Source organism: Sulfitobacter sp. SK012 (assembly GCF_003352085.1).
In the GTDB taxonomy this organism is placed as follows: domain Bacteria; phylum Pseudomonadota; class Alphaproteobacteria; order Rhodobacterales; family Rhodobacteraceae; genus Sulfitobacter.
In genome coordinates this window covers 2321891-2341189 of sequence record NZ_CP025804.1, presented here as the reverse complement: position 1 = coordinate 2341189, position 19299 = coordinate 2321891, and the positions used below count along the sequence as shown (strand labels likewise).

The following is a 19299-nucleotide window of genomic DNA, read 5'->3' as shown; positions in this document are numbered from 1 at the left end:
CTGACCCGACCTTTTTTCGGGAGCCTCGTCATGCATCACACGATCAAAGATATCTCATCGGCTTTGGGTGCCACTGCGGTTGGTGACACTGGTATCGTTGTGCGCGGCGCTGCAGAACCAGCCCATGCAACGCCCGATGATCTGGCTCTTGCGATGAACCCAAAATATGCTGATGCGCTGTCAAAGGGCAGTGCCGTTGCTGCGATGCTTTGGGAAGGTGCCGATTGGCAGGCCTTGGGCCTCAAGGCCGCAATCATAGCCCCACGGCCTCGCTTTGCAATGGCCGGGCTCACAGCATTGATGGATCGCGGGCAGGGGTATGAATCGGGCATTCACCCCACAGCTTTTGTCGACCCCCAAGCCGTGCTGGGCGAAGGCGTATCAGTCGGACCGCTCGCCGTAATCAGCAAGGGTGCGCATATCGGCGCAGGCTCCGTGATCGGGCCGCAGTGTTTTGTCGGCTGGGATGCGACTGTGGGCGAGGGGGCGTATTTGCGCGAGCATGTCAGCATCGGTGCGCGTGTTGTCATTGGTGCGCGTTTTGTTGCGCAACCGGGTGCCCGCATTGGCGGAGATGGGTTTTCCTTTACCACGGCAGAGCCATCGGGTGTTGAAGAGGCACGCAAAACGCTGGGGGATCAGGGGGATGCTAAAGCGCAACCTTGGACGCGTATCCATTCGCTTGGCGCGGTGACAATCGGCGATGATGTCGAAGTTGCCATGAACGTTACCATCGATTGTGGAACGATCCGCAACACCGCCATCGGCGATAATACCAAGATCGATAACCTTGTGCACTTGGGTCATAATGTTGTCATCGGGCGCAATTGTCTGATCTGTGGGCAAGTTGGCATCGCGGGCTCAGCTGTGATTGGTGACAACGTTGTGCTGGGTGGGCAATGCGGCGTTAGCGACAACATATTTGTTGGTGATGGCGTGATTGCGGGAGGCGGCACCAAGCTCATGACCAATGTCCCCGCAGGCCGTACCATGCTTGGCTATCCTGCAACGCAAATGGATAAACAGGTTGAAATGTACAAGTCCATCCGCCGCCTGCCGCGGCTCCTGCGCGACATTACAGCGCTGCAGAAGGTGGTTTTCAAATCTGACAAGGATGATTAGGTGATCTACAACTGCTGCCATGAGGTGAGGATTTAACGCCATGAGCATCAAAGATCAGGTCATCTCCATCATCGCCGAACAGGCCGTGTTGGAGCCTACGGATGTCCAACTGGACAGTACGCTTGAAAGCTTGGGCATCGACAGTCTTGGGCTGGTGGAAAGCATCTTTGCAATTGAAGAGGCCTTCGACATTACAGTGCCGTTCAACGCAAACGCACCACAGGAATCGGATTTTGATATCACCTCTGTTGCGACAATCATCGCGGGCATTGAGCGCCTGAAGTCCGAGCAGAGCTAGGTTGATGAAGCGCGTTGTGATCACTGGCGCAGGCACGATCAACGCGCTGGGGCATTCCGTCGCGGATACCATGGCTGCGATGAAGAATGGCGTTTGCGGCATTGGCCAGCTTGAATTTCGCGATGTTGATCGCTTGTCGATCCAAATTGGGGGGCAGGTCCGCGGATTTGAGGCTGAGGGGCGGTACAACCGCCAGCAAATCTCGCTGTATGACCGCTATACTCAGTTTACGCTCGCTGCTGCTAAGGAAGCGATTGAGCAATCTGGCATTGTGTTTTCGGGCGAGGTTTCTGCACGCTCCGGCGTGGTGCTGGGCACTGCGGGCGGCGGCGTCAGCACGTGGGATGACAACTACCGCGCTGTCTATGAAGAAGGCAAAAACCGGGTGCATCCTTTTGTGGTGCCCAAACTGATGAACAATGCCGCCGCCAGTCACGTGAGTATGGAATGGAACCTCAAGGGCCCATCCTTTACCGTGTCGACGGCCTGCGCGTCGTCCAATCATGCTATGGCGCAGGCGTTCTCAATGGTGCGCTCTGGCATGGCCCCCGCGATGGTCACGGGCGGATCTGAATCGATGCTGTGCTTTGGCGGTGTCAAAGCCTGGGAAGGGTTGCGCGTGATGAGCCGTGATGCGTGCCGTCCGTTTTCAGCCAACCGCAACGGTATGGTTCAGGGCGAGGGGGCTGGCGTATTTGTCTTTGAGGAATATGAGCACGCCTGTGCACGCGGTGCCGATATCTTGTGCGAGGTCGCGGGTTTTGCGATGTCCTCGGATGCCTCCGACATCGTGATGCCGTCGAAATCTGGCGCCGCGCGGGCCATGTCGGGCGCGCTGACGGATGCTGGTATCAATCGCGACGAGGTTGGCTATATCAATGCTCACGGGACCGGAACTGCGGCCAATGACAAGACCGAATGTGCTGCTGTGGCGGATGTCTTTGGGCCCCATGCGGACCGGCTGATGATCAGTTCGACCAAATCAATGCACGGCCATTTGATTGGTGGCACCGGGGCGGTGGAGCTCTTGGCATGTATCATGGCGCTTCGCGATGGGGTGGTCGCCCCCACCATTGGCTATCAGGAACCTGACCCAGAATGTGCGTTGGATGTCGTTCCAAATGAGGCGCGCGAGGCCAAGGTCGATGTGGCGCTCAGCAATGCGTTTGCGTTTGGCGGTATGAATGCGGTGATTGCCCTGCGCAACGTTTGATGGCCACAAAAAAGCCGCCACCCAAGAAAGGGTCGCGGCCTGATTACACAACCAAATGCGCTTTATTGTACGATCGTCGAGACCTTGTCGTAGCCTGCAGTAAATCCGTCCAACGACAACTTAAGCTCCACCGTCTGATCAGGTGCCAACGCCGGCACAATCGACATGATTGCGCCATTGCCGCGTTTGAAGGCGGCGACATCTTCGGCGGTCAGACCCATGCGGACATAGCAGCCCACTGGATTGCAAAATGCGAACGGGTAGCGCCGCGCCTTGGCACCATCGATGATGATGGTCAGTTGCTTTGCCAGCGCCGTCTCAAGCGGCACGATTACGGTAGCGCCAGCAATGGCACGGCTGCCTTCGGGCAAACGGAATATCGAAATCTCGGCAACAGGTACACCTTCGTCATCACTGAGCAACTGGTACATCTGGCAGGGGTCTTCCGCATCTGGGTTCTTGATGCAGCGCATCTCCCAGCCGCCAATGACCTCTTTGGTGTAAGGCTTTCCGACTTCAGATTCTGTATCGTCAGCAATGCTTAGCAAATCATCGACGGTAGGCTCTGCTGGAGCATCCGTTTCTGCGGTGGTTGTCTCTTGGGCAAAGGCCACAGGAGCAGCAAGGGCAAGGGCCGCACAAAGCGGTAGAGCGGACATAAGTTTGAACATGATCAATCCAGTATAAATGCGTCGATTACTTTTAACATGCACGTCCGGGGATGTCAGGGGGCATGCAGCGATCAAACGCAAAAATTTGAGATGCTGCCGAGGGCGTTCCCATGAAAAAAGAGGGCGCAATGCACCCTCTTTTATTTAGATTACTTCTCCCCGTCGAACTGTGCCGACTTATTGGCCGTAAGGTAGTAAAGCCTCGCGCACGGGTCAACTAAAATTATGTGTCAGCAAAAAACTGCAAAATAAACATTTAAAAATAGAGGGTTACGAAAAAAGACCGCGCCCGAAGGCGCGGCCAGTCGGACAGGGAGGAAGCGTTCAGGGCCAAATGGACACTGCGGCCCGGAACAATTTGACTATGGCGTAGAAAAGTTAAGTTTGTATGCTCCAACTGCACTCTGCTCCGCGACTTGCGCAGCCAGCGCGCATCAGCGAAGGAGCACTAAGTGACATCGGATATTTTTATTGGCGGCGGTGGCAAAGCCTACGGCGAACAGCAGTTTCTCAGCCTCAAATACGCAAACCGGCACGGGATGATCGCCGGCGCGACTGGCACGGGCAAAACCGTCACGCTGCAAATCTTGGCTGAAGGGTTCTCGGATGCTGGGGTCCCGGTGTTTTTGTCAGACGTCAAAGGTGACCTGTCGGGACTGGCTGTTGCAGGCAGCGCAGATCACAAACTGCACGGTGCTTTCACCAAACGCTCTGAGACCATCGGGTTTGAAGATTTCAGCTACAATGCCTTTCCCGTCGCGTTTTGGGATATGTTCGGCAAGAAGGGCCACCCAGTCCGCACAACGGTTTCAGAAATGGGGCCGCTGCTGTTGGCCCGCTTATTGGACCTGACCGATGCTCAGGAAGGTATCTTGAACATCGCTTTCCGCCTCGCTGATGAAGACGGGTTGCCACTGTTGGATCTAAAGGATCTGCAGTCGCTGCTGGTCTGGATTGGCGAACACGCCAGCGACCTATCGCTGCGCTACGGCAATGTTTCGTCTGCTTCTATTGGTGCCATTCAGCGGCGTCTTTTGGTGCTCGAAAACCAAGGGGCGACACAGCTATTTGGCGAACCTGCATTGGCGCTCACCGACTTGATGCGCACGGATGAAGACGGGCGCGGGATGATCAATATACTCGCGTCAGATCAGCTGATGGGCGCGCCAAAACTTTATGCTACGTTCTTGTTGTGGCTGCTGAGCGAGCTTTTTGAGGAGCTCCCCGAAGTGGGCGATCCTGAAAAACCCAAGCTGGTCTTTTTCTTTGACGAAGCGCATTTGTTGTTTGACGACGCCCCCAAGGCGCTTGTTGACAAGGTGGAGCAAGTTGCCCGCCTAATCCGCTCAAAGGGCGTAGGCGTTTATTTCATCTCGCAGAATCCAGCGGATGTCCCAGAAGATATCTTGGGCCAGCTTGGCAACCGCATCCAGCATGCTTTGCGGGCATTTACCGCCAAGGACCAAAAAGAGCTGCGGATGGCGTCGCAAACCTACCGCTCCAACCCCAACTTCAGCACCGAAGAAGCGATCCGCGAAGTCGGTGTCGGCGAGGCGGTGACGTCGATGCTCCAACCCAAAGGTGTGCCAGGCGTGGTGGAACGGACCCTGATCCGGCCTCCGTCCTCACAACTTGGGCCCATCGATGAGGCCATGCGCAAATCGTTGATGGCGCGCTCGCCGATGGCAGGTAAATACGACACACCGCTTGACCGAGAGAGCGCATTTGAAATGTTGCGCGATCGCGCGGCGGCAGCAGCACAAGAAGCGCAAGAGGCCGAAGACGCCATTGCAAAAGCCGAGGCCGCGGCGGAAGCAGAGAAAAACGCTCCTTCTTTGCGCGACTTCAAGAATGCACGGCGATACAGCCCAAAAGAAGAAACCACCTCGACACGTAAACGCAAGACATCGACGCGCCAAAGCAACGATACTGGCATCGGCGGCGCAATTGCGCAGGTCGTGATCAAAGAACTCAAAGGCACCACGGGCCGCCGCATTGTGCGCGGCATCTTGGGGGGGCTTTTCAAAGGGCGCTGAACGGATATTTGAGCCGCTCAAACTTCCTGTCTAAACCATTAGGGCCTCATCCGAAATTCTGGATGAGGCCCTTTTTCTGGCTTACTTTTCCGGGATCAATCCGCGCGGGCTAAACCTGAGTACTAAGATCATGATCAACCCCATTGTCATCAGCCGCATATGAGCTGCGGACCCGATGAGATGCGTTTTTAGTGCAGATCCGTCTTCCATCCCGGAGGTGATCACGTTCATTATGAACAACCCAATCGGCTCTACTTCGACCCACAAGAACCAGATCAGAAAGCCGCCCAAGATCGCGCCAAAATTATTGCCCGAACCACCAACAATCACCATCACCCAGATCAGAAACGTAAAGCGCAGCGGCTGGTAAGTACCGGGCGTCATTTGGCCATCAAGGGTTGTCATCATCGCGCCGGCAATTCCGCAGACAGCCGATCCAAGAATGAAAACCTGTAAATGGCGGCGCGTGACGTCTTTGCCCATGGCCTCGGCGGCGACTTCGTTATCACGGATGGCCCGAAGCATGCGGCCCCAAGGTGAATTGAGCGCCCGCTGGCTGAGCCAGATCAAAATCAACAAGACAGCCGCGAACAGCAGCCCATAAAGGAACTTGACCCAAAGGGTTGAGCCTTCAACAGGGTCGAGCCCAAAACTTGCCGCGCGCTCAACAAAGGCAGCCGAGCTTTGCAAATCGATTTCATATGGAACCGGGCGCGGCACACCCACAACGTTCTTAACCCCACGGGTCAACCAATCCTCGTTTTTGAGGATCGAAATAATGATCTCCGCAATGCCAAGGGTCGCAATCGCCAGATAGTCCGACCGCAAACCAAGTGCGGCTTTGCCAATCAACCAAGCTGCACCAGCGGCAAATAGCCCGCCCACGGGCCATGCCAAAACGATAGGCAGACCAAGACCCCCAAGGTAGCCCGTCTGTGCAGGGTTCACTGCTTCGATGGCCTGGACTTGTGGATCAAAGAGGGAGCGAAACACGAAGAATCCGCCGACCAACAGAAATAACAGCGCCAGATTACGTATCCGGCCCGCTGGCATCCGGCTCCGCACCATCGCCGCGGCAAAGATCGTCGCAGCGCCCAGCAGCAGCGACACCAATACACCACCGCCGCCATCAGACCACGCTTGGGTTGTGGGGGGCATAGACACCAGTACCGCGGCAAGGCCGCCAAGTGCGACAAACCCCATCACACCAACATTAAACAAGCCGGCAAACCCCCATTGCAGGTTCACGCCCAACGCCATGATCGCTGAAATCAGCCCCATGTTGAAAATTAACATCGCGTTGTTCCAGCCCTGCACAAGACCGGCCCCGATGATCAACGCGAACATCCCCACAAACATCAGCGTATTTCTGGCTGTAGAGCTCATGTTGACTGCCCCTTGAATAGCCCGGTGGGTTTGAACAACAACACGATCAGCAAGATCACAAAACTGACGGCGAATTTATAATCCGTGGACATCAACTGCACGAGGCCCGACGGATCAAGGCTATCGGGCATCATATAGACCAGCACTTTTTTCCAAGCGTAGGTGATTGTGACCTCGGAGAATGCGATCACAAAACCACCCGCAATAGCACCCAAAGGGCTGCCGATACCGCCAACAACAGCACTTGCAAAAATCGGAAGCAACAGCTGGAAATAAGTGAATGGCTTAAAGGATTTATCCAACCCATACAGCACGCCCGCAATCGTCGCGAGGGCGGCCACGATCATCCATGTGATCATCACCACGCGCTCAGGGTTGATGCCCGACAGCAGCGCCAGATCCTCGTTGTCAGAGTAGGCGCGCATCGATTTTCCTGACCGCGTTTTATTCAAAAACCAGAACAAAACGGCCACAACAACAACGGCCGTTACAACGGTGATCACTTGCGTTGTACGAATGGAAAGGCCTTCATCAAGGCCCGTTAGCGTCTTGAAATCGCGCGCAGAAATGATGAAGCGTTCGCCATCAGCAAAGTTTTGATCATCCGGTCCGATGATAAACCGCACGATGCCGTTCATGATAAACATCACGCCCATGGACACGATCACCAAAATGACCGGCTTGGCCTTTTGTTCGCGGTAGAACCGGTAAACCAACCTATCCGTGATCAACAGCAAAGCAATCGCACCAAGGATGCCAAAGGGCAGGGCCAAAAGTGCTGTCGGCAGGGGCCCCAAACTGATGCCGATGGACTGCATCCACCACGTCAGCAGCACCACGATCATCGTGCCAAATGCCATGGTGTCGCCGTGGGCAAAATTCGAGAACCGCAGGATGCCGTAAACCAGCGTGACCCCAAGGGCACCAAGGGCCAACTGCGCGCCATAGGCGATACCGGGGATCAGGACGTAATTCGCAAGGGCGACGATTGCGTTGAGAAAATCCATTAGCTAACAGCCCTTTCGCATACGCCCCAAACCAATAGTCCGACGGCTTTCTCTTTGCCCCCGACTTCGACTTGAACCGCACTTGTCAAAATAAATTCCATGTTTTGAAATAGGACAAAACTCTGGGCACCTACTGCATCCTTTGCTCCACCCAATCCGATGTATTTGGTGATGCCGGAATTAGGTTGCATCTCATAGCTTGCACAAGTGTCGCGTGGGTACGTCGCACTTCCAAAAGATAGTAAATTAAGGTTGGCCTCGATAGACAAAATGCTGTGAACGACATGAGGTTTACAATTTGTTTCGGTCTGACAGCTTTCAGTTGACGGGCAGAGGTAGTCTTGTGATGCCTGTGTTTGGGTCGCAACGACCAAGAGAAGCAAAGCAAGGGTGAAATTCATACCCTCAGCCCCCCAAAAACGATTTGCGGACTTCAGGGTCAGCCAGCAATTCCTTGCCCGTCCCAGTAAACGCATTCGCTCCTTGCACCAAGACATAGCCCTTATCGGCGATTTCAAGTGCTTGGCGGGCGTTCTGTTCTACCATCAGGATGGGGATACCGGTGCGCGCAACCTCGATGATGCGGTCAAATAGTTCATCCATCACGATGGGGCTGACGCCTGCGGTCGGCTCATCCAGCATCAGGACTTTGGGTTGGGTCATTAGCGCTCGACCCACGGCAACTTGCTGGCGTTGACCGCCCGAAAGCTCTCCTGCCGCTTGGTTTCGCTTGTCCTTGAGGATCGGGAACAGGTCGTACACTTGCGCCATCGTATCGCGAAAATCATCGCGACGGATGAACGCGCCCATCTCGAGGTTTTCTTCAACGGTCAGGGACGTAAAGATGTTTGACGTCTGCGGCACAAAGCCCATACCCCGCGCGACACGGTCTTGGGGGGACAGTTCGGTGATGTCCTCTCCGTCCAGCTTTATATGGCCGGAACGCACATCGAGCATTCCAAAAACGGCTTTCATCGCTGTGGATTTACCCGCGCCGTTCGGGCCAACGATCACAGCGATCTCGCCTTTATCGACAGCAATCGTACAGTCATGCAGGATGTCAGGGCCCTTGCCATAACCGCCGGTCATCGCTTCACCGATCAAGAATGGGCCGCCGGGGGCAGGGCTGGTTTCACCAGAGGCGTGCGGCAACAGGCTGCCCATCCCCTTGGGGTTCGCGATACTGCGATCTTTGTTGCCACGGTCGCTGTATGCATCGCTCATGCGTCAACTTTATCCTTATTTTTCAGACCAGTACCAAGGTATGCTTCGATGACCTGCTCGTTCGCTTTGATCTCGGCCAATGTGCCTTGAGCCAACACGCGGCCTTCCGCCATGCAAATCACCGGGTCACAGAGACGCCCGATAAAATCCATGTCGTGCTCAATCACCACAAAGGTATATCCACGTTCTTGGTTCAGTCGGATGATCGCGTCGCCAATTGTATTCAGAAGGGTCCGGTTCACACCTGCGCCAACCTCGTCAAGAAATACGATCTTGGCATCGACCATCATCGTGCGACCCAGCTCCAGCAGCTTTTTTTGCCCGCCCGAGATTTGGCCCGCCTTGTTATCCGCTAAATGTTCAACTGTCAGAAATTCCAGCACTTCATCGGCCTTTGAACGCAGCGCGCGTTCTTCGTCTGCGATGCGTTTGCGGCCAAACCATGTGTTCCACAGTTTTTCGCCTGATTGCCCACCCGGTACCATCATCAGGTTCTCGCGGCAGGTCATTGAGTGGAATTCATGCGCGATCTGAAACGTCCGCAGCAGGCCTTTGTGAAAGAGATCATGAGGCGGCAGGCCAGTAATATCCTCGCCGTCCATGTACACACGACCCTGTGTCGGTTGAAGAACGCCCGCGATCACATTGAAAAGGGTGGTTTTTCCCGCGCCATTAGGACCAATAAGACCCGTAATCGAGCCCTTTTCGATCGACATACTTGCGCCGTCGACGGCATGAAAACCACCGAAGTGTTTGTGTAAATCGTCAACGACGATCATATATCCCATCCCCGTGAGCGCTTTAGGTGCGCCTTATAATGTATTGAAACAGCCCGGAAAAACCGGGCTGCTCCTGTCGTTTCTATGGCTTATTTGAAACCGATGGTTTCAAGCTTGCCGTCTTTAATCTCGATCATGCGGTATGTACCGGCAGATTCGCCCGGTCCAATCAGCTCAACCGCTGAGGCGCCAACATAGTCGACGTCTGTACCGGCCTTGATCAGCTCAAGCGCCTTGGCCAACTCACCTGGATAGATCTTTTCACCCGGAGCGTTTGCAACTTCAGTGATCTTGGGGCCGTATTCCGCTGGATCCATGGAGCCTGCCGCCTGCATCGCCAGCAAGAAGAGCGCTGCAGCGTCATAAGATTCAGGCGTAAACGGCGACGTGCCATCAAAACCTGCTGCTTCGGCCATTGCAATAAACGTGTCGATGCCAGTACCTTCCGATCCTGCAATCTGACCATAAGAACCGTTCAGGTCCGGGCCGATTGTTGCGGGCAGGTTTTCACCGATCATGCCGCCTGGCAGACCGAACACATCCCATGCACCAGCGTCAAGCGCACCTTTAATGATGCCAGCACCACCTTGGTCAAGGTAGCCGGCAACAACCAGCAGATCACCACCAGCAGATGCCAGCGCACCAACTTCAGCAGAGTAGTCCGCTTTGCCGTCTTCATGCGCTGCAACGATTGTTACTACGCCACCAGCAGCTTCGAACGATGTTTGGATCGCATCTGCCAAACCTTTGCCGTAGTCGTTGTTGGTATAGGTCAGAGCGATAGATTTAACGCCGCGCTCTTGCAGGATTTCTGCCATAACCTGACCTTCACGCGCGTCCGAAGGGGATGTGCGGAAAAACAAGCCTTTGTCATCCATCGTGGACAGACCAGGCGACGTGGCGGATGGCGAAATCATCACCATGCCATTTGGGATCGCAACGTTCTGCAAAACAGCGCCGGTCACACCAGAGCAATCCGCACCGATCAGGCCGTTAATGCCTTCAGCAATCAGACGTTCTGCGTTCGACACGGCCAGACCGTTATCAATACAGCCTGAATCCGCACGGATTGACGTGACGGTCGCACCATCCAGCAGCAAGCCGCTGTCGGTGACTTCTTTCATCGCCATTTCCGCGCCCGCAGACATTGGACCTGTCAGCGATTCAATTGGACCAGTGTAGCCGAATTCGACGCCCAGTTTCACTTCTTTAGCGTGACCATCCGCAAAGGCGGGTGTGGTCATCAGCGCTGCAGCCGTTGTGGCCATAAGCAACTTTTTCATGTGTATCTCCCTTGTTGGAACAACCTGTTCGACGCAGAGCCTACGAGGGTGATCGGGAAAAGAAAAGTTATTTTGCCGTCAGTGCTATGGCTTACCGGAAACGATGATACCCCAACGCGGATCGATCCTGATCTGGTGACCTAGATCGACAACCGGGTCGCGTGACTGCCGCGTTCGCGGTAGGGCGTCGTGTCGTAATGTGCCCGGTAGCATTTGGAAAAATGGGACGGCGAGGCAAATCCGCAGGCCAACGCGACGTTGATCACGCTCATATCAGTTTGCATGAGCAGGTTGCGGGCTTTTTGGAGGCGCAGCTCCATATAATAACGCTTAGGGCTTCGGTTCAGATAACGCCGAAACAGCCGTTCTAGCTGGCGGGTCGACATGCCGACATCACGCGCCAAGATCGACGGGCTTATCGTTTCTTCGATGTTGCTTTCCATCATCTGGATGACTTGGCTTAATTTGGGATGGCGCACCCCAATACGGGTCGGCACACTCAGCCGCTGAGTGTCCTGATCGGTGCGGATCGAGGAATAGATCAACTGATCCGCAACCGAATTGGCCAGGTCTTCGCCCAAATCATCTGCAATCAGTTTGAGCATCAGATCAATGGAGGATGTGCCGCCGGCCGTCGTAACCCGGTTGTTATCAACCACAAAGACCGATTTGGTGAGGTTCACATCTTCGAATTCCTCTGCAAAACTGTCCTGATTTTCCCAGTGGATCGTCGCTCTGCGCCCATCAAGTAACCCGGCTTTAGCCAGCGTGTAAGCGGCTGTGCATAATCCGCCAACCATCAAACCTTTGCGCGACTCGCGGCGCAGCCAACCCAACAGCTTTTTGGTGGTCGAGGCCTGAATGTCGATACCGCCGCATACCAGCAAACGGTCATCACGCCCCATGTCGACCAAATCGCTATCGAGCTGAAAACTGGTGCCGGCCGAACAACTGATTGATGCGCCACCTTCGCCGATAATTGTCCAGCTATAGACAGTGCGGCCCGCCATGCGGTTCGCCACTCGTAGGCTTTCCAGTGCAGTTGAGAAGGCCAGCAGGCTGAAATTATCCAACAGGACAAATACAAAACGACAGGGTTTGTCGGTGTCCTGAGGTAAACGGGTGGCGGTCAGCGGGGTATGCATCGCGGCAGGTCCAGTATTTGGAAGGCAAATTATTCATGCCAATTGTGGCACATCGTCATGGAAACCTTGCTCACGACGTCTCGTGCAGGTCAAGAGGGTCAAATTGGGATATGGCCACTCCCGCGGTCGTTTTGTATAGAGAAATTCTTATGTGAGCGCTGACATACCGCCTTAGGACTGCTTAGGGCTGTATGATGCCAAGGACCGGAGACCGTAACATGACAGAATGGACCAAATCGAGCTGGCGCGCAAAAGAGCGCATCCAGATGCCAGACTACCCAGATCAAGACGCGCTGGCCCGTGTCGAGGCCCAGTTGTCGCGTTATCCGCTGCTTGTTTTTGCAGGAGAAGCACGGCGTTTGAAAAAGCACCTGGGTGCTGCAGGCCGCGGCGAGGCTTTCTTGCTTCAGGGCGGTGATTGCGCCGAGAGCTTTGAGCAATTCAGCAGCGATCTGATCCGCGACACCTTCAAGGTGATGTTGCAGATGGCGATTGTGCTGACCCACGGTGCCAAAGTGCCGGTGATCAAATTGGGCCGTATGGCTGGGCAATTCGCCAAGCCACGCAGTGCAAACATGGAATCGATCAACGGTGTTGAGCTGCCAAGTTACCGCGGCGACATCATCAACGAGCTTGATTTCACGCCGGAAGCCCGCATCCCGGATCCGGAAAAAATGCTGCGCGCTTACACGCAAGCGGCGGCGACATTGAACCTGATCCGCGCCTTTTCAACAGGCGGTTACGCGGATGTGCATCAAGTGCATGGTTGGACGCTTGGATTTACCGATGGTGAAAAAGCCGCGAAATACCGCGAAATTGCGAACCGTATCTCAGATACACTCGATTTCATGGCTGCAGCCGGTGTTACATCGGAAACCGCGCATACACTGCAGTCGGTCGAATTCTACACCAGCCACGAATCGTTGCTGTTGGAGTACGAAGAAGCGCTGACCCGGCTCGATTCGACATCCGGGCAATGGTTGGCGGGCTCGGGTCACATGATCTGGATCGGCGACCGCACGCGACAGCCTGATGGTGCGCATGTCGAATTCGCCCGTGGTGTGCAAAACCCGATTGGCCTGAAATGCGGACCCACAATGGAGCCCGATGACCTCAAGCGTCTGATGGCCACATTGAACCCTGAAAACGAAGAGGGGCGTTTGACCCTGATCGCGCGTTTCGGTGCCGGATCAGTAGGCGATCATTTGCCACGTCTGATCAAGACCGTGCGCGAAGAAGGGGCCAATGTCGTTTGGACCTGTGACGCGATGCACGGCAACACGATCAAATCCTCGACTGGGTATAAAACGCGGCCCTTCGATTCCGTTCTGCGCGAAGTGCGCGAATTCTTTGGGGTACACGCCGCAGAAGGGACCATTCCCGCCGGTGTGCATTTTGAGATGACCGGTGCCGATGTGACCGAATGCACAGGCGGCGTACGCGCCGTGAGCGAAGAGGATTTGTCAGACCGTTACCACACGGCCTGCGATCCGCGCCTTAACGCAAGCCAATCGCTTGAGCTGGCATTCCTTGTGGCCGAAGAGCTGTCAGCGCGCCGCGAAAACGTCGCGGCCAAGGCGGCGAGCTAGACTACAAACAAAAAACGCCGCCCGGGTTCTCCTGGGCGGCAGTTAAGCTTGTCGAGACGTCTGTGGAACTTGTCGTAAACCGAAGGCTTTAGTCGTCGGATTTCACCAACCGCAGGTAAGGCGGACGACGGTTTCCAATTGCTTTTCCTTCAAAACCCGCAGGCGCTTCGGCCATACCATGTAGCATTGGTTGCGGCACGGGCTGTTTCTTGGACGGTTGTGGCGCAGGCATGACCCCTTCGCCGTTCCCAGCTGTGATCGTGCGCAGATCGCTTGTGGTAATGTCAAACCGCCGTGGTGTAGTGCCCAAATCGCCTTGGGCGACCAGACAGCCCAATATCCGGCTTACATCACCCAGATCGCTTTTGAGGGGGAGCAACAGCATGCGCGCCTCAAGGGGTGGACGGCCATGTTCAAGCTCCGACGTCAGCTTGAGTGTAGATTGGGCGGGGGTTTCAAACACTTCTTCTAGCATATCGCTGACGCGGCGTCGGGCGGACGGCGCAAAAAACGACGTTAGCGGCATGCCGCGTACTTCCATTCCCATAATATCACTCAAATGGCTTCCCGCGACACGTAGACGTGCAATGCCGGGCGCGATCCGTTCAACGATGAAGGCGTATTCGAGGACCTGTTCGATGCCGCGTGGATCAATTTCCGCACGTCTGGGCATCAAACGGGTACCGCGAAGTGCTTCCCAATAGGCTTCTACCTGCGCAAGTGCGGCAAAGCCGGTATCTGTTTGAAAACTACCCATCGAGATTACATTCTGCGCCTTTTGGCCTAAATTGTCCACTGAGACACCTACTCTTTCCAGTTCATTTCCACACCACTTCTCTAACTCTCAGCAAGCGGTGGCTGGCTCTGCATCAGAAGGTCTTCAACAATGCCATCAACATTAACAAAGCCTTAATACGACAAAATTTAGCGAAGTGTTACGGAGTTTGTGCAACTGGTTAACGCCTATGCTAGCATCACTTGGGCGCATTGGGGCTTGCGGTTTGCAGCCCTTTGGCCTTAAGCCACCGCAGTCTGCGGAGGGCGGACGCAACCGAGAGACACATGCATATGATCAGGTCCATGACAGGCTTTTCGGCTCTGAACGGTGCTTTGCCACCCCACAGTTGGGGGTGGGAGTTGCGCGCCGTAAACGGCAAGGGTCTAGACCTGCGCCTGCGGGTGCCTGACTGGATTGACGGGCTTGAGGCGACATTACGCAAAGGCCTGAGCGCAGGCGTGGCGCGCGGCAATGTCACGCTTAATCTGCGTATCAACCGCGAAGAAGGGGCAGGGGCGCTTGCCGTGAATACCGCCCAGCTTGATGTCGTTTTGAACGCTCTGCAAGATATTGAAACCCGCGCCATGGATGCAGGGATCTCGCTCGCGCCGTCCAAGGCCACCGATATCGTGACGATGCGTGGCGTGTTGGAACAGGCACCGGTCACAGATGATAACGAGGCACTTAGTGCAGCTGTATTGGCGCAGTTTGAAGATGTGCTGGCGGATTTTAACGCCATGCGAACCACAGAAGGGGCCGCTCTAGAGGCGGTCCTGCGCAGCCAGCTTGAAGAAATTACAAACCTCACAGCCCAAGCAGCGGTGCGTGCCGAGGCCCGTAGCATTGAAAGCGCGGTCACCCTCCAGCGCAATCTTGCACGGGTGCTTGATAACGCCGATGGGGCCGACGCGGACCGAGTTGCCCAAGAACTTGCGCTGCTGGCAGTCAAGGCCGACGTCACTGAGGAAATCGACCGCCTGCACGGCCATGTTGCTGCTGCGCGCGATCTGATCGAACAGGGCGGCGCGGTGGGCCGCAAGCTTGATTTTCTGATGCAAGAATTCAACCGTGAGGCCAATACCTTGTGTGCCAAGGCCCAAGACAGTGCCCTGACCCGTATCGGTCTGGCGCTAAAGGCTGTGATCGACCAGATGCGTGAGCAGGTCCAGAATGTGGAGTAAGACATGAGCGAACGCCTTGGACTTCTGATAATCCTCAGTTCGCCGTCGGGTGCCGGTAAATCGACCCTGGCTGGCAAATTACGTGACTGGGATACGTCTCTAAAATTTTCGGTCTCGGCCACCACGCGTCCGCCGCGGGCAAAAGAGGTTGAGGCGGAGGACTACTTCTTTGTGTCCCAGGAAACATTCCGCACCATGGTCAACCAAGGCGAGATGCTGGAACACGCGCGGGTGTTTGAAAACTACTACGGCTCTCCGCGCGATCCTGTGACGGCTGCGATTGATAATGGCCGCGATGTGCTCTTTGATGTGGATTGGCAGGGTGCCCAGCAAATCAGCAATTCGACGCTAAAGCAGCATGTCTTATCGATCTTTATCTTGCCGCCCTCCATTGCCGAGTTGCGCCGCAGGTTGGTGTCACGCGGGCAAGACAGCGCCGAGACGATTGCGCTGCGCATGTCAGAAAGTTGGGACGAAATCAGCCACTGGGATGGCTATGATTACGTGCTGATCAACGATGATTTAGTCGAAACCGAAGCGCGGTTAAAATCCATCATCTCAGCGGAACGGTTTCGGAGGTCCCAGCAACCCGGCCTGCTAGAGCACGTGCGCAAATTGCAAACCGAGTTCGAGGAATTGTCATGACGCTCTACAGCCTTGATGGCATCAGCCCGACGATTGATCCCAACGCTTGGGTTGCCCCTGATGCGAATATTATCGGCAATGTGGTGCTGGAAGCCGGCAGCTCTGTCTGGTTCGGAGCAAGCTTGCGGGGCGACAATGAAGTCATTCACCTCGGCGAAGGCAGTAACATTCAAGAATCCTGTGTTCTACATACGGACATAGGTTTTCCACTGGTCATAGGACGCAATTGCACGATTGGGCATAAGGTCATGCTGCATGGATGCACGATTGGCGACAATACCCTGATTGGGATGGGAGCTACCATCCTGAACGGTGCCAAAATCGGACGCGATTGCCTGATTGGGGCCGGTGCTTTGATCACAGAGAACAAGACTATCCCCGACGGCAGCCTCGTTATGGGCGCACCGGGCAAGGTTGTTCGGATGCTGGATGACAATGCCATCGAAGCGCTGGAATTAAGCGCGCTGAGTTACCGGGCAAACGCGCGGCGTTTTCGTGATGGGCTAAAGGCGCTCTAGGCTATGACCCAGACGACGGTGCTTGCGCAGATCATTGCCACGCTGCCCTTGCCGACGCTGGTGATTGACCAGACGGAGCGGATTATTGCGATCAATGCATCTGGCCAAACATTGCTGGCGACCCCGGCATTGGGGCGTAATTTTGTTACTATTCTGCGCCAACCCGCCATCGTCGAAGCGGTAGAAGCATGCATTGCAGACGGCACTGCCCGCACGACCAATTACCTGAGCCAAGAAACCAAAAGTGAGACCGTCTACGAAGTTTCTGTGGCGAAGATCGCAAATGCGCAAACCGTTGTACTGAGCTTTCGGGATGTCACGGATGTGACCCAAGCCGGGCAGATGCGCCGCGATTTTGTTGCCAATGTCAGCCACGAGTTGCGCACGCCACTCACGGCCCTGATGGGGTTCATCGAAACCCTGCGCGGCCCTGCACGCGATGATGCTGCCGCACGGGATCGTTTTTTGGGCATCATGGCGGATGAGGCAGAGCGCATGAACCGATTAGTGGGCGATCTCTTGTCGCTCAGCAGGGTCGAGGCCGAAGAACGCGTCCGCCCGACAACATCGGTTGATTTGCTTGATGTGCTCGGCACCACATTGCGGAACCTCAACCCACTGGCCACGGAAGCGAAAGTCGCCTTGCGCCCAGATCTGGGGGCCGTCTCGCTGATGATGACTGCCGATGCGGATCAATTGCAGCAAGTGTTTACGAACCTGATCGAGAACGCGATCAAATACGGCGGGCAGGGGCGTTCGGTCTGGATCACCGCCACCGTGTCAGAGCGTGATCAGGCTCTGCGCAGTCGCGGCGTGCGGATCAGCATTCGCGACGAAGGTCCCGGCATCGATCCCGTGCATTTGCCGCGTCTGACTGAGCGGTTTTACCGCGCGGACAGCCACCGCAGCCGCAGTCTGGGCGGTACAGGGTTGGGTTTGGCGATTGTAAAACATATCCTCAACCGGCACCGCGGGCGGTTGAGAATCACCTCAGAGCTGGGAAATGGCGCGGAATTTTTGGTAATCTTACCGCTGGAATAGACGTCAGCGTGCCTTGAGACGTTTCCAAATCCGATTCAGCTTTGCGAAGACTGCAACAACCACGTTTGATCGCCATCAGGTCAGCCCAGTACAACCCGCATCACATCTTGGCAGTCTTTGATCTAAGCTTAGTCGGCAACAAACCCGCGAAACCCATAACCCTCGTAGATGACATTCGCAGTTTGTCGCAAATTTTGGGCCGAGTCAGGGCGCTGTCATAAAACTGTAATGTAGGTGTCACAAAAGTCTCGTACAGCGTCCCTAAACGGGCACTACGATCACCATGGGGGTGGTTGGAAAACGACTGCTGATAGGAGACACTCATGTCACCCACAAAACTCACAACATCCGTGCTTGCCATCGTTGCCGTATCTGCAACCGCCGCGGCGGCACGCGATCAGGTTCAGATCGCCGGTTCATCGACCGTGTTGCCCTACGCGTCCATTGTTGCCGAAGCGTTTGGCGAAAACTTTGATTTCCCGACACCGGTTGTGGAATCGGGCGGCTCTTCTGCCGGCCTCAAGCGTTTTTGCGAAGGGGTGGGCGAAAACACCATCGACATCGCGAATGCGTCGCGCCAGATCAAGAGCGCCGAAATGAAGGTGTGTGCGGCCAACGGCGTAACTGAGATCATCGAAGTACGCGTCGGTTATGATGGCATCGTTTTTGCTTCCGACATCGCGGGCAATTCCTTTGAATTCACCGCCAGTGACTGGTTCTTGGCACTGAGCGACAAGGTGGTTGTCGAGGGCGCGTTGGTCGAGAACCCCTTCACCATGTGGAACGAGGTGAATGCCGATTTCCCCGCCCAACCGATCCAAGCGTTCATTCCGGGAACTAAGCACGGCACACGCGAAGTGTTTGAGGATAAAGTGATCCTTGCTGGTTGCGAAGAGACCGGAGCCATGGAGATGCTTTTAGCGGTCAATGCCGGTGACAAAAAAGCCGCGGAAAAGGGCTGCATTTCACTGCGTTCTGATGGCAAATCCGTGGACATCGACGGGGATTACACCGAAACACTGGCCCGCATTGAAAGTAACAAGAACGGGATCGGCGTGTTCGGATTGGCGTTTTATGAAAACAACACGGACAAGCTGCAGGTCGCGACCATGTCTGGCGTCACGCCTTCCACCGAGAGCATTTCGAGCGGCGAATACCCAGTGTCACGCCCGCTGTTTTTCTACATCAAAAAAGCCCACATCGGCGTGATCCCCGGCCTGAAAGATTTTGCTGAGTTTTTCGTACTGGATGAGATCGCTGGCCCCGACGGCCCGTTGGCTGAATACGGTCTGGTGTCGGATCCAGAGCTGGCTGCAACCCAAGCAGCGGTCGCCGATGAGGCCATAATCGCTGGCGGATCCTGATCGATCCGCGAATAAAATC

At 55.4% G+C, this 19299-nt stretch carries 19 protein-coding genes; 10 read left to right on the top strand and 9 right to left on the bottom strand.

What is annotated here, in order from left to right:
* Positions 1-30 precede the first annotated feature (30 nt).
* The 3 genes from lpxD to C1J03_RS11455 are packed head-to-tail and all read left to right on the top strand — an operon-like array spanning position 31 to position 2633.
* Positions 31-1122, top strand: a complete 1092-nt coding sequence (gene lpxD, locus C1J03_RS11465) for a UDP-3-O-(3-hydroxymyristoyl)glucosamine N-acyltransferase (RefSeq protein WP_114886586.1) — start codon at positions 31-33, stop codon at positions 1120-1122.
* Positions 1123-1162: 40 nt separating this feature from the next.
* On the top strand, positions 1163-1420 hold the full coding sequence (locus tag C1J03_RS11460; protein WP_114886584.1) for an acyl carrier protein: 258 nt from the start codon (positions 1163-1165) through the stop codon (positions 1418-1420).
* Positions 1421-1424: 4 nt separating this feature from the next.
* On the top strand, positions 1425-2633 hold the full coding sequence (locus C1J03_RS11455) for a beta-ketoacyl-[acyl-carrier-protein] synthase family protein (RefSeq protein ID WP_114886582.1): 1209 nt from the start codon (positions 1425-1427) through the stop codon (positions 2631-2633).
* Between the two features lie 62 nt (positions 2634-2695).
* Here C1J03_RS11455 and C1J03_RS11450 read toward each other — a convergent pair whose 3' ends face one another.
* Positions 2696-3304: an invasion associated locus B family protein gene (locus tag C1J03_RS11450; protein ID WP_114888972.1), complete on the bottom strand. Its 609-nt coding sequence runs from the start codon at positions 3302-3304 to the stop codon at positions 2696-2698.
* 452 nt (positions 3305-3756) lie between these two features.
* Between C1J03_RS11450 and C1J03_RS11445 the strand changes: the two genes are divergently transcribed.
* Positions 3757-5340, top strand: a complete 1584-nt coding sequence (locus C1J03_RS11445) for a helicase HerA-like domain-containing protein (protein WP_114886580.1) — start codon at positions 3757-3759, stop codon at positions 5338-5340.
* Positions 5341-5421: 81 nt separating this feature from the next.
* Here the strand turns inward: C1J03_RS11445 and C1J03_RS11440 are convergent, their stop codons facing one another.
* The 7 genes from C1J03_RS11440 to C1J03_RS11410 form a co-directional block, all read right to left on the bottom strand.
* Positions 5422-6726, bottom strand: coding sequence for a branched-chain amino acid ABC transporter permease (locus C1J03_RS11440; protein ID WP_114886579.1), 1305 nt, complete (start codon positions 6724-6726; stop codon positions 5422-5424).
* Positions 6723-7733 carry a branched-chain amino acid ABC transporter permease gene (locus C1J03_RS11435; RefSeq protein WP_114886578.1) on the bottom strand — a complete coding sequence of 337 codons (1011 nt, stop codon included), beginning with the start codon at positions 7731-7733 and terminating at the stop codon, positions 6723-6725. Before C1J03_RS11435 ends, C1J03_RS11440 begins: the two co-directional genes overlap by 4 nt.
* Positions 7733-8134: a hypothetical protein gene (locus C1J03_RS11430; RefSeq protein WP_114886576.1), complete on the bottom strand. Its 402-nt coding sequence runs from the start codon at positions 8132-8134 to the stop codon at positions 7733-7735. Before C1J03_RS11430 ends, C1J03_RS11435 begins: the two co-directional genes overlap by 1 nt.
* 4 nt (positions 8135-8138) lie before the next feature.
* Positions 8139-8957 (bottom strand): ABC transporter ATP-binding protein, encoded by an 819-nt coding sequence (locus C1J03_RS11425; RefSeq protein WP_114886574.1) that lies wholly within the window; start codon positions 8955-8957, stop codon positions 8139-8141.
* The gene (locus C1J03_RS11420) at positions 8954-9736 is read right to left on the bottom strand and encodes an ABC transporter ATP-binding protein (protein ID WP_114888971.1); all 783 of its coding nucleotides are present in this window, start codon (positions 9734-9736) and stop codon (positions 8954-8956) included. Before C1J03_RS11420 ends, C1J03_RS11425 begins: the two co-directional genes overlap by 4 nt.
* Positions 9737-9825: 89 nt before the next feature.
* On the bottom strand, positions 9826-11019 hold the full coding sequence (locus C1J03_RS11415) for an ABC transporter substrate-binding protein (protein ID WP_114886572.1): 1194 nt from the start codon (positions 11017-11019) through the stop codon (positions 9826-9828).
* A 140-nt stretch (positions 11020-11159) separates the two neighbouring features.
* Positions 11160-12164 (bottom strand): GlxA family transcriptional regulator, encoded by a 1005-nt coding sequence (locus C1J03_RS11410; RefSeq protein ID WP_114886570.1) that lies wholly within the window; start codon positions 12162-12164, stop codon positions 11160-11162.
* Between the two features lie 218 nt (positions 12165-12382).
* On the opposite strand from C1J03_RS11410, the gene C1J03_RS11405 reads away from it, so the two are divergent.
* Positions 12383-13753, top strand: coding sequence for a class II 3-deoxy-7-phosphoheptulonate synthase (locus tag C1J03_RS11405; protein WP_114886568.1), 1371 nt, complete (start codon positions 12383-12385; stop codon positions 13751-13753).
* A gap of 88 nt (positions 13754-13841) precedes the next feature.
* Here the strand turns inward: C1J03_RS11405 and C1J03_RS11400 are convergent, their stop codons facing one another.
* A complete protein-coding gene (locus tag C1J03_RS11400; RefSeq protein WP_114886566.1) occupies positions 13842-14549 on the bottom strand; it encodes a PAS domain-containing protein in 708 nt (235 codons plus the stop codon).
* A gap of 284 nt (positions 14550-14833) precedes the next feature.
* Between C1J03_RS11400 and C1J03_RS11395 the strand changes: the two genes are divergently transcribed.
* From C1J03_RS11395 to C1J03_RS11375, 5 genes are all read left to right on the top strand, one after another.
* Positions 14834-15712, top strand: coding sequence for a YicC/YloC family endoribonuclease (locus C1J03_RS11395; protein ID WP_254694254.1), 879 nt, complete (start codon positions 14834-14836; stop codon positions 15710-15712).
* A 3-nt stretch (positions 15713-15715) separates the two neighbouring features.
* Positions 15716-16357: a guanylate kinase gene (gene gmk / locus C1J03_RS11390; RefSeq protein ID WP_114886564.1), complete on the top strand. Its 642-nt coding sequence runs from the start codon at positions 15716-15718 to the stop codon at positions 16355-16357.
* Positions 16354-16875, top strand: coding sequence for a gamma carbonic anhydrase family protein (locus C1J03_RS11385; RefSeq protein ID WP_114886562.1), 522 nt, complete (start codon positions 16354-16356; stop codon positions 16873-16875). The genes gmk and C1J03_RS11385 overlap by 4 nt, the downstream gene beginning before the upstream one ends.
* Before the next feature lie 3 nt (positions 16876-16878).
* Positions 16879-17916 carry an ATP-binding protein gene (locus tag C1J03_RS11380; protein WP_114886560.1) on the top strand — a complete coding sequence of 346 codons (1038 nt, stop codon included), beginning with the start codon at positions 16879-16881 and terminating at the stop codon, positions 17914-17916.
* A gap of 323 nt (positions 17917-18239) precedes the next feature.
* Complete coding sequence (locus C1J03_RS11375) at positions 18240-19280, top strand: substrate-binding domain-containing protein (protein ID WP_114886558.1); 1041 nt, start codon at positions 18240-18242, stop codon at positions 19278-19280.
* The last annotated feature ends 19 nt before the right edge of the window (positions 19281-19299 follow it).

What these genes read in the sequence shown, in the direction of transcription:
- C1J03_RS11460 (WP_114886584.1), top strand. Translation starts at nt 1,163, where the DNA reads ATGAGCATCAAAGATCAGGTCATCTCCATCATCGCCGAACAGGCCGTG.
- C1J03_RS11455 (WP_114886582.1), top strand. Translation starts at nt 1,425, where the DNA reads ATGAAGCGCGTTGTGATCACTGGCGCAGGCACGATCAACGCGCTGGGG.
- lpxD (WP_114886586.1), top strand. Translation starts at nt 31, where the DNA reads ATGCATCACACGATCAAAGATATCTCATCGGCTTTGGGTGCCACTGCG.
- C1J03_RS11440 (WP_114886579.1), bottom strand. Translation starts at nt 6,726, where the DNA reads ATGAGCTCTACAGCCAGAAATACGCTGATGTTTGTGGGGATGTTCGCG.
- C1J03_RS11415 (WP_114886572.1), bottom strand. Translation starts at nt 11,019, where the DNA reads ATGAAAAAGTTGCTTATGGCCACAACGGCTGCAGCGCTGATGACCACA.
- C1J03_RS11395 (WP_254694254.1), top strand. Translation starts at nt 14,834, where the DNA reads ATGACAGGCTTTTCGGCTCTGAACGGTGCTTTGCCACCCCACAGTTGG.
- C1J03_RS11380 (WP_114886560.1), top strand. Translation starts at nt 16,879, where the DNA reads ATGACCCAGACGACGGTGCTTGCGCAGATCATTGCCACGCTGCCCTTG.
- C1J03_RS11385 (WP_114886562.1), top strand. Translation starts at nt 16,354, where the DNA reads ATGACGCTCTACAGCCTTGATGGCATCAGCCCGACGATTGATCCCAAC.
- C1J03_RS11430 (WP_114886576.1), bottom strand. Translation starts at nt 8,134, where the DNA reads ATGAATTTCACCCTTGCTTTGCTTCTCTTGGTCGTTGCGACCCAAACA.
- C1J03_RS11450 (WP_114888972.1), bottom strand. Translation starts at nt 3,304, where the DNA reads ATGTTCAAACTTATGTCCGCTCTACCGCTTTGTGCGGCCCTTGCCCTT.
- C1J03_RS11425 (WP_114886574.1), bottom strand. Translation starts at nt 8,957, where the DNA reads ATGAGCGATGCATACAGCGACCGTGGCAACAAAGATCGCAGTATCGCG.
- C1J03_RS11410 (WP_114886570.1), bottom strand. Translation starts at nt 12,164, where the DNA reads ATGCATACCCCGCTGACCGCCACCCGTTTACCTCAGGACACCGACAAA.
- gmk (WP_114886564.1), top strand. Translation starts at nt 15,716, where the DNA reads ATGAGCGAACGCCTTGGACTTCTGATAATCCTCAGTTCGCCGTCGGGT.
- C1J03_RS11435 (WP_114886578.1), bottom strand. Translation starts at nt 7,733, where the DNA reads ATGGATTTTCTCAACGCAATCGTCGCCCTTGCGAATTACGTCCTGATC.
- C1J03_RS11420 (WP_114888971.1), bottom strand. Translation starts at nt 9,736, where the DNA reads ATGATCGTCGTTGACGATTTACACAAACACTTCGGTGGTTTTCATGCC.
- C1J03_RS11405 (WP_114886568.1), top strand. Translation starts at nt 12,383, where the DNA reads ATGACAGAATGGACCAAATCGAGCTGGCGCGCAAAAGAGCGCATCCAG.
- C1J03_RS11375 (WP_114886558.1), top strand. Translation starts at nt 18,240, where the DNA reads ATGTCACCCACAAAACTCACAACATCCGTGCTTGCCATCGTTGCCGTA.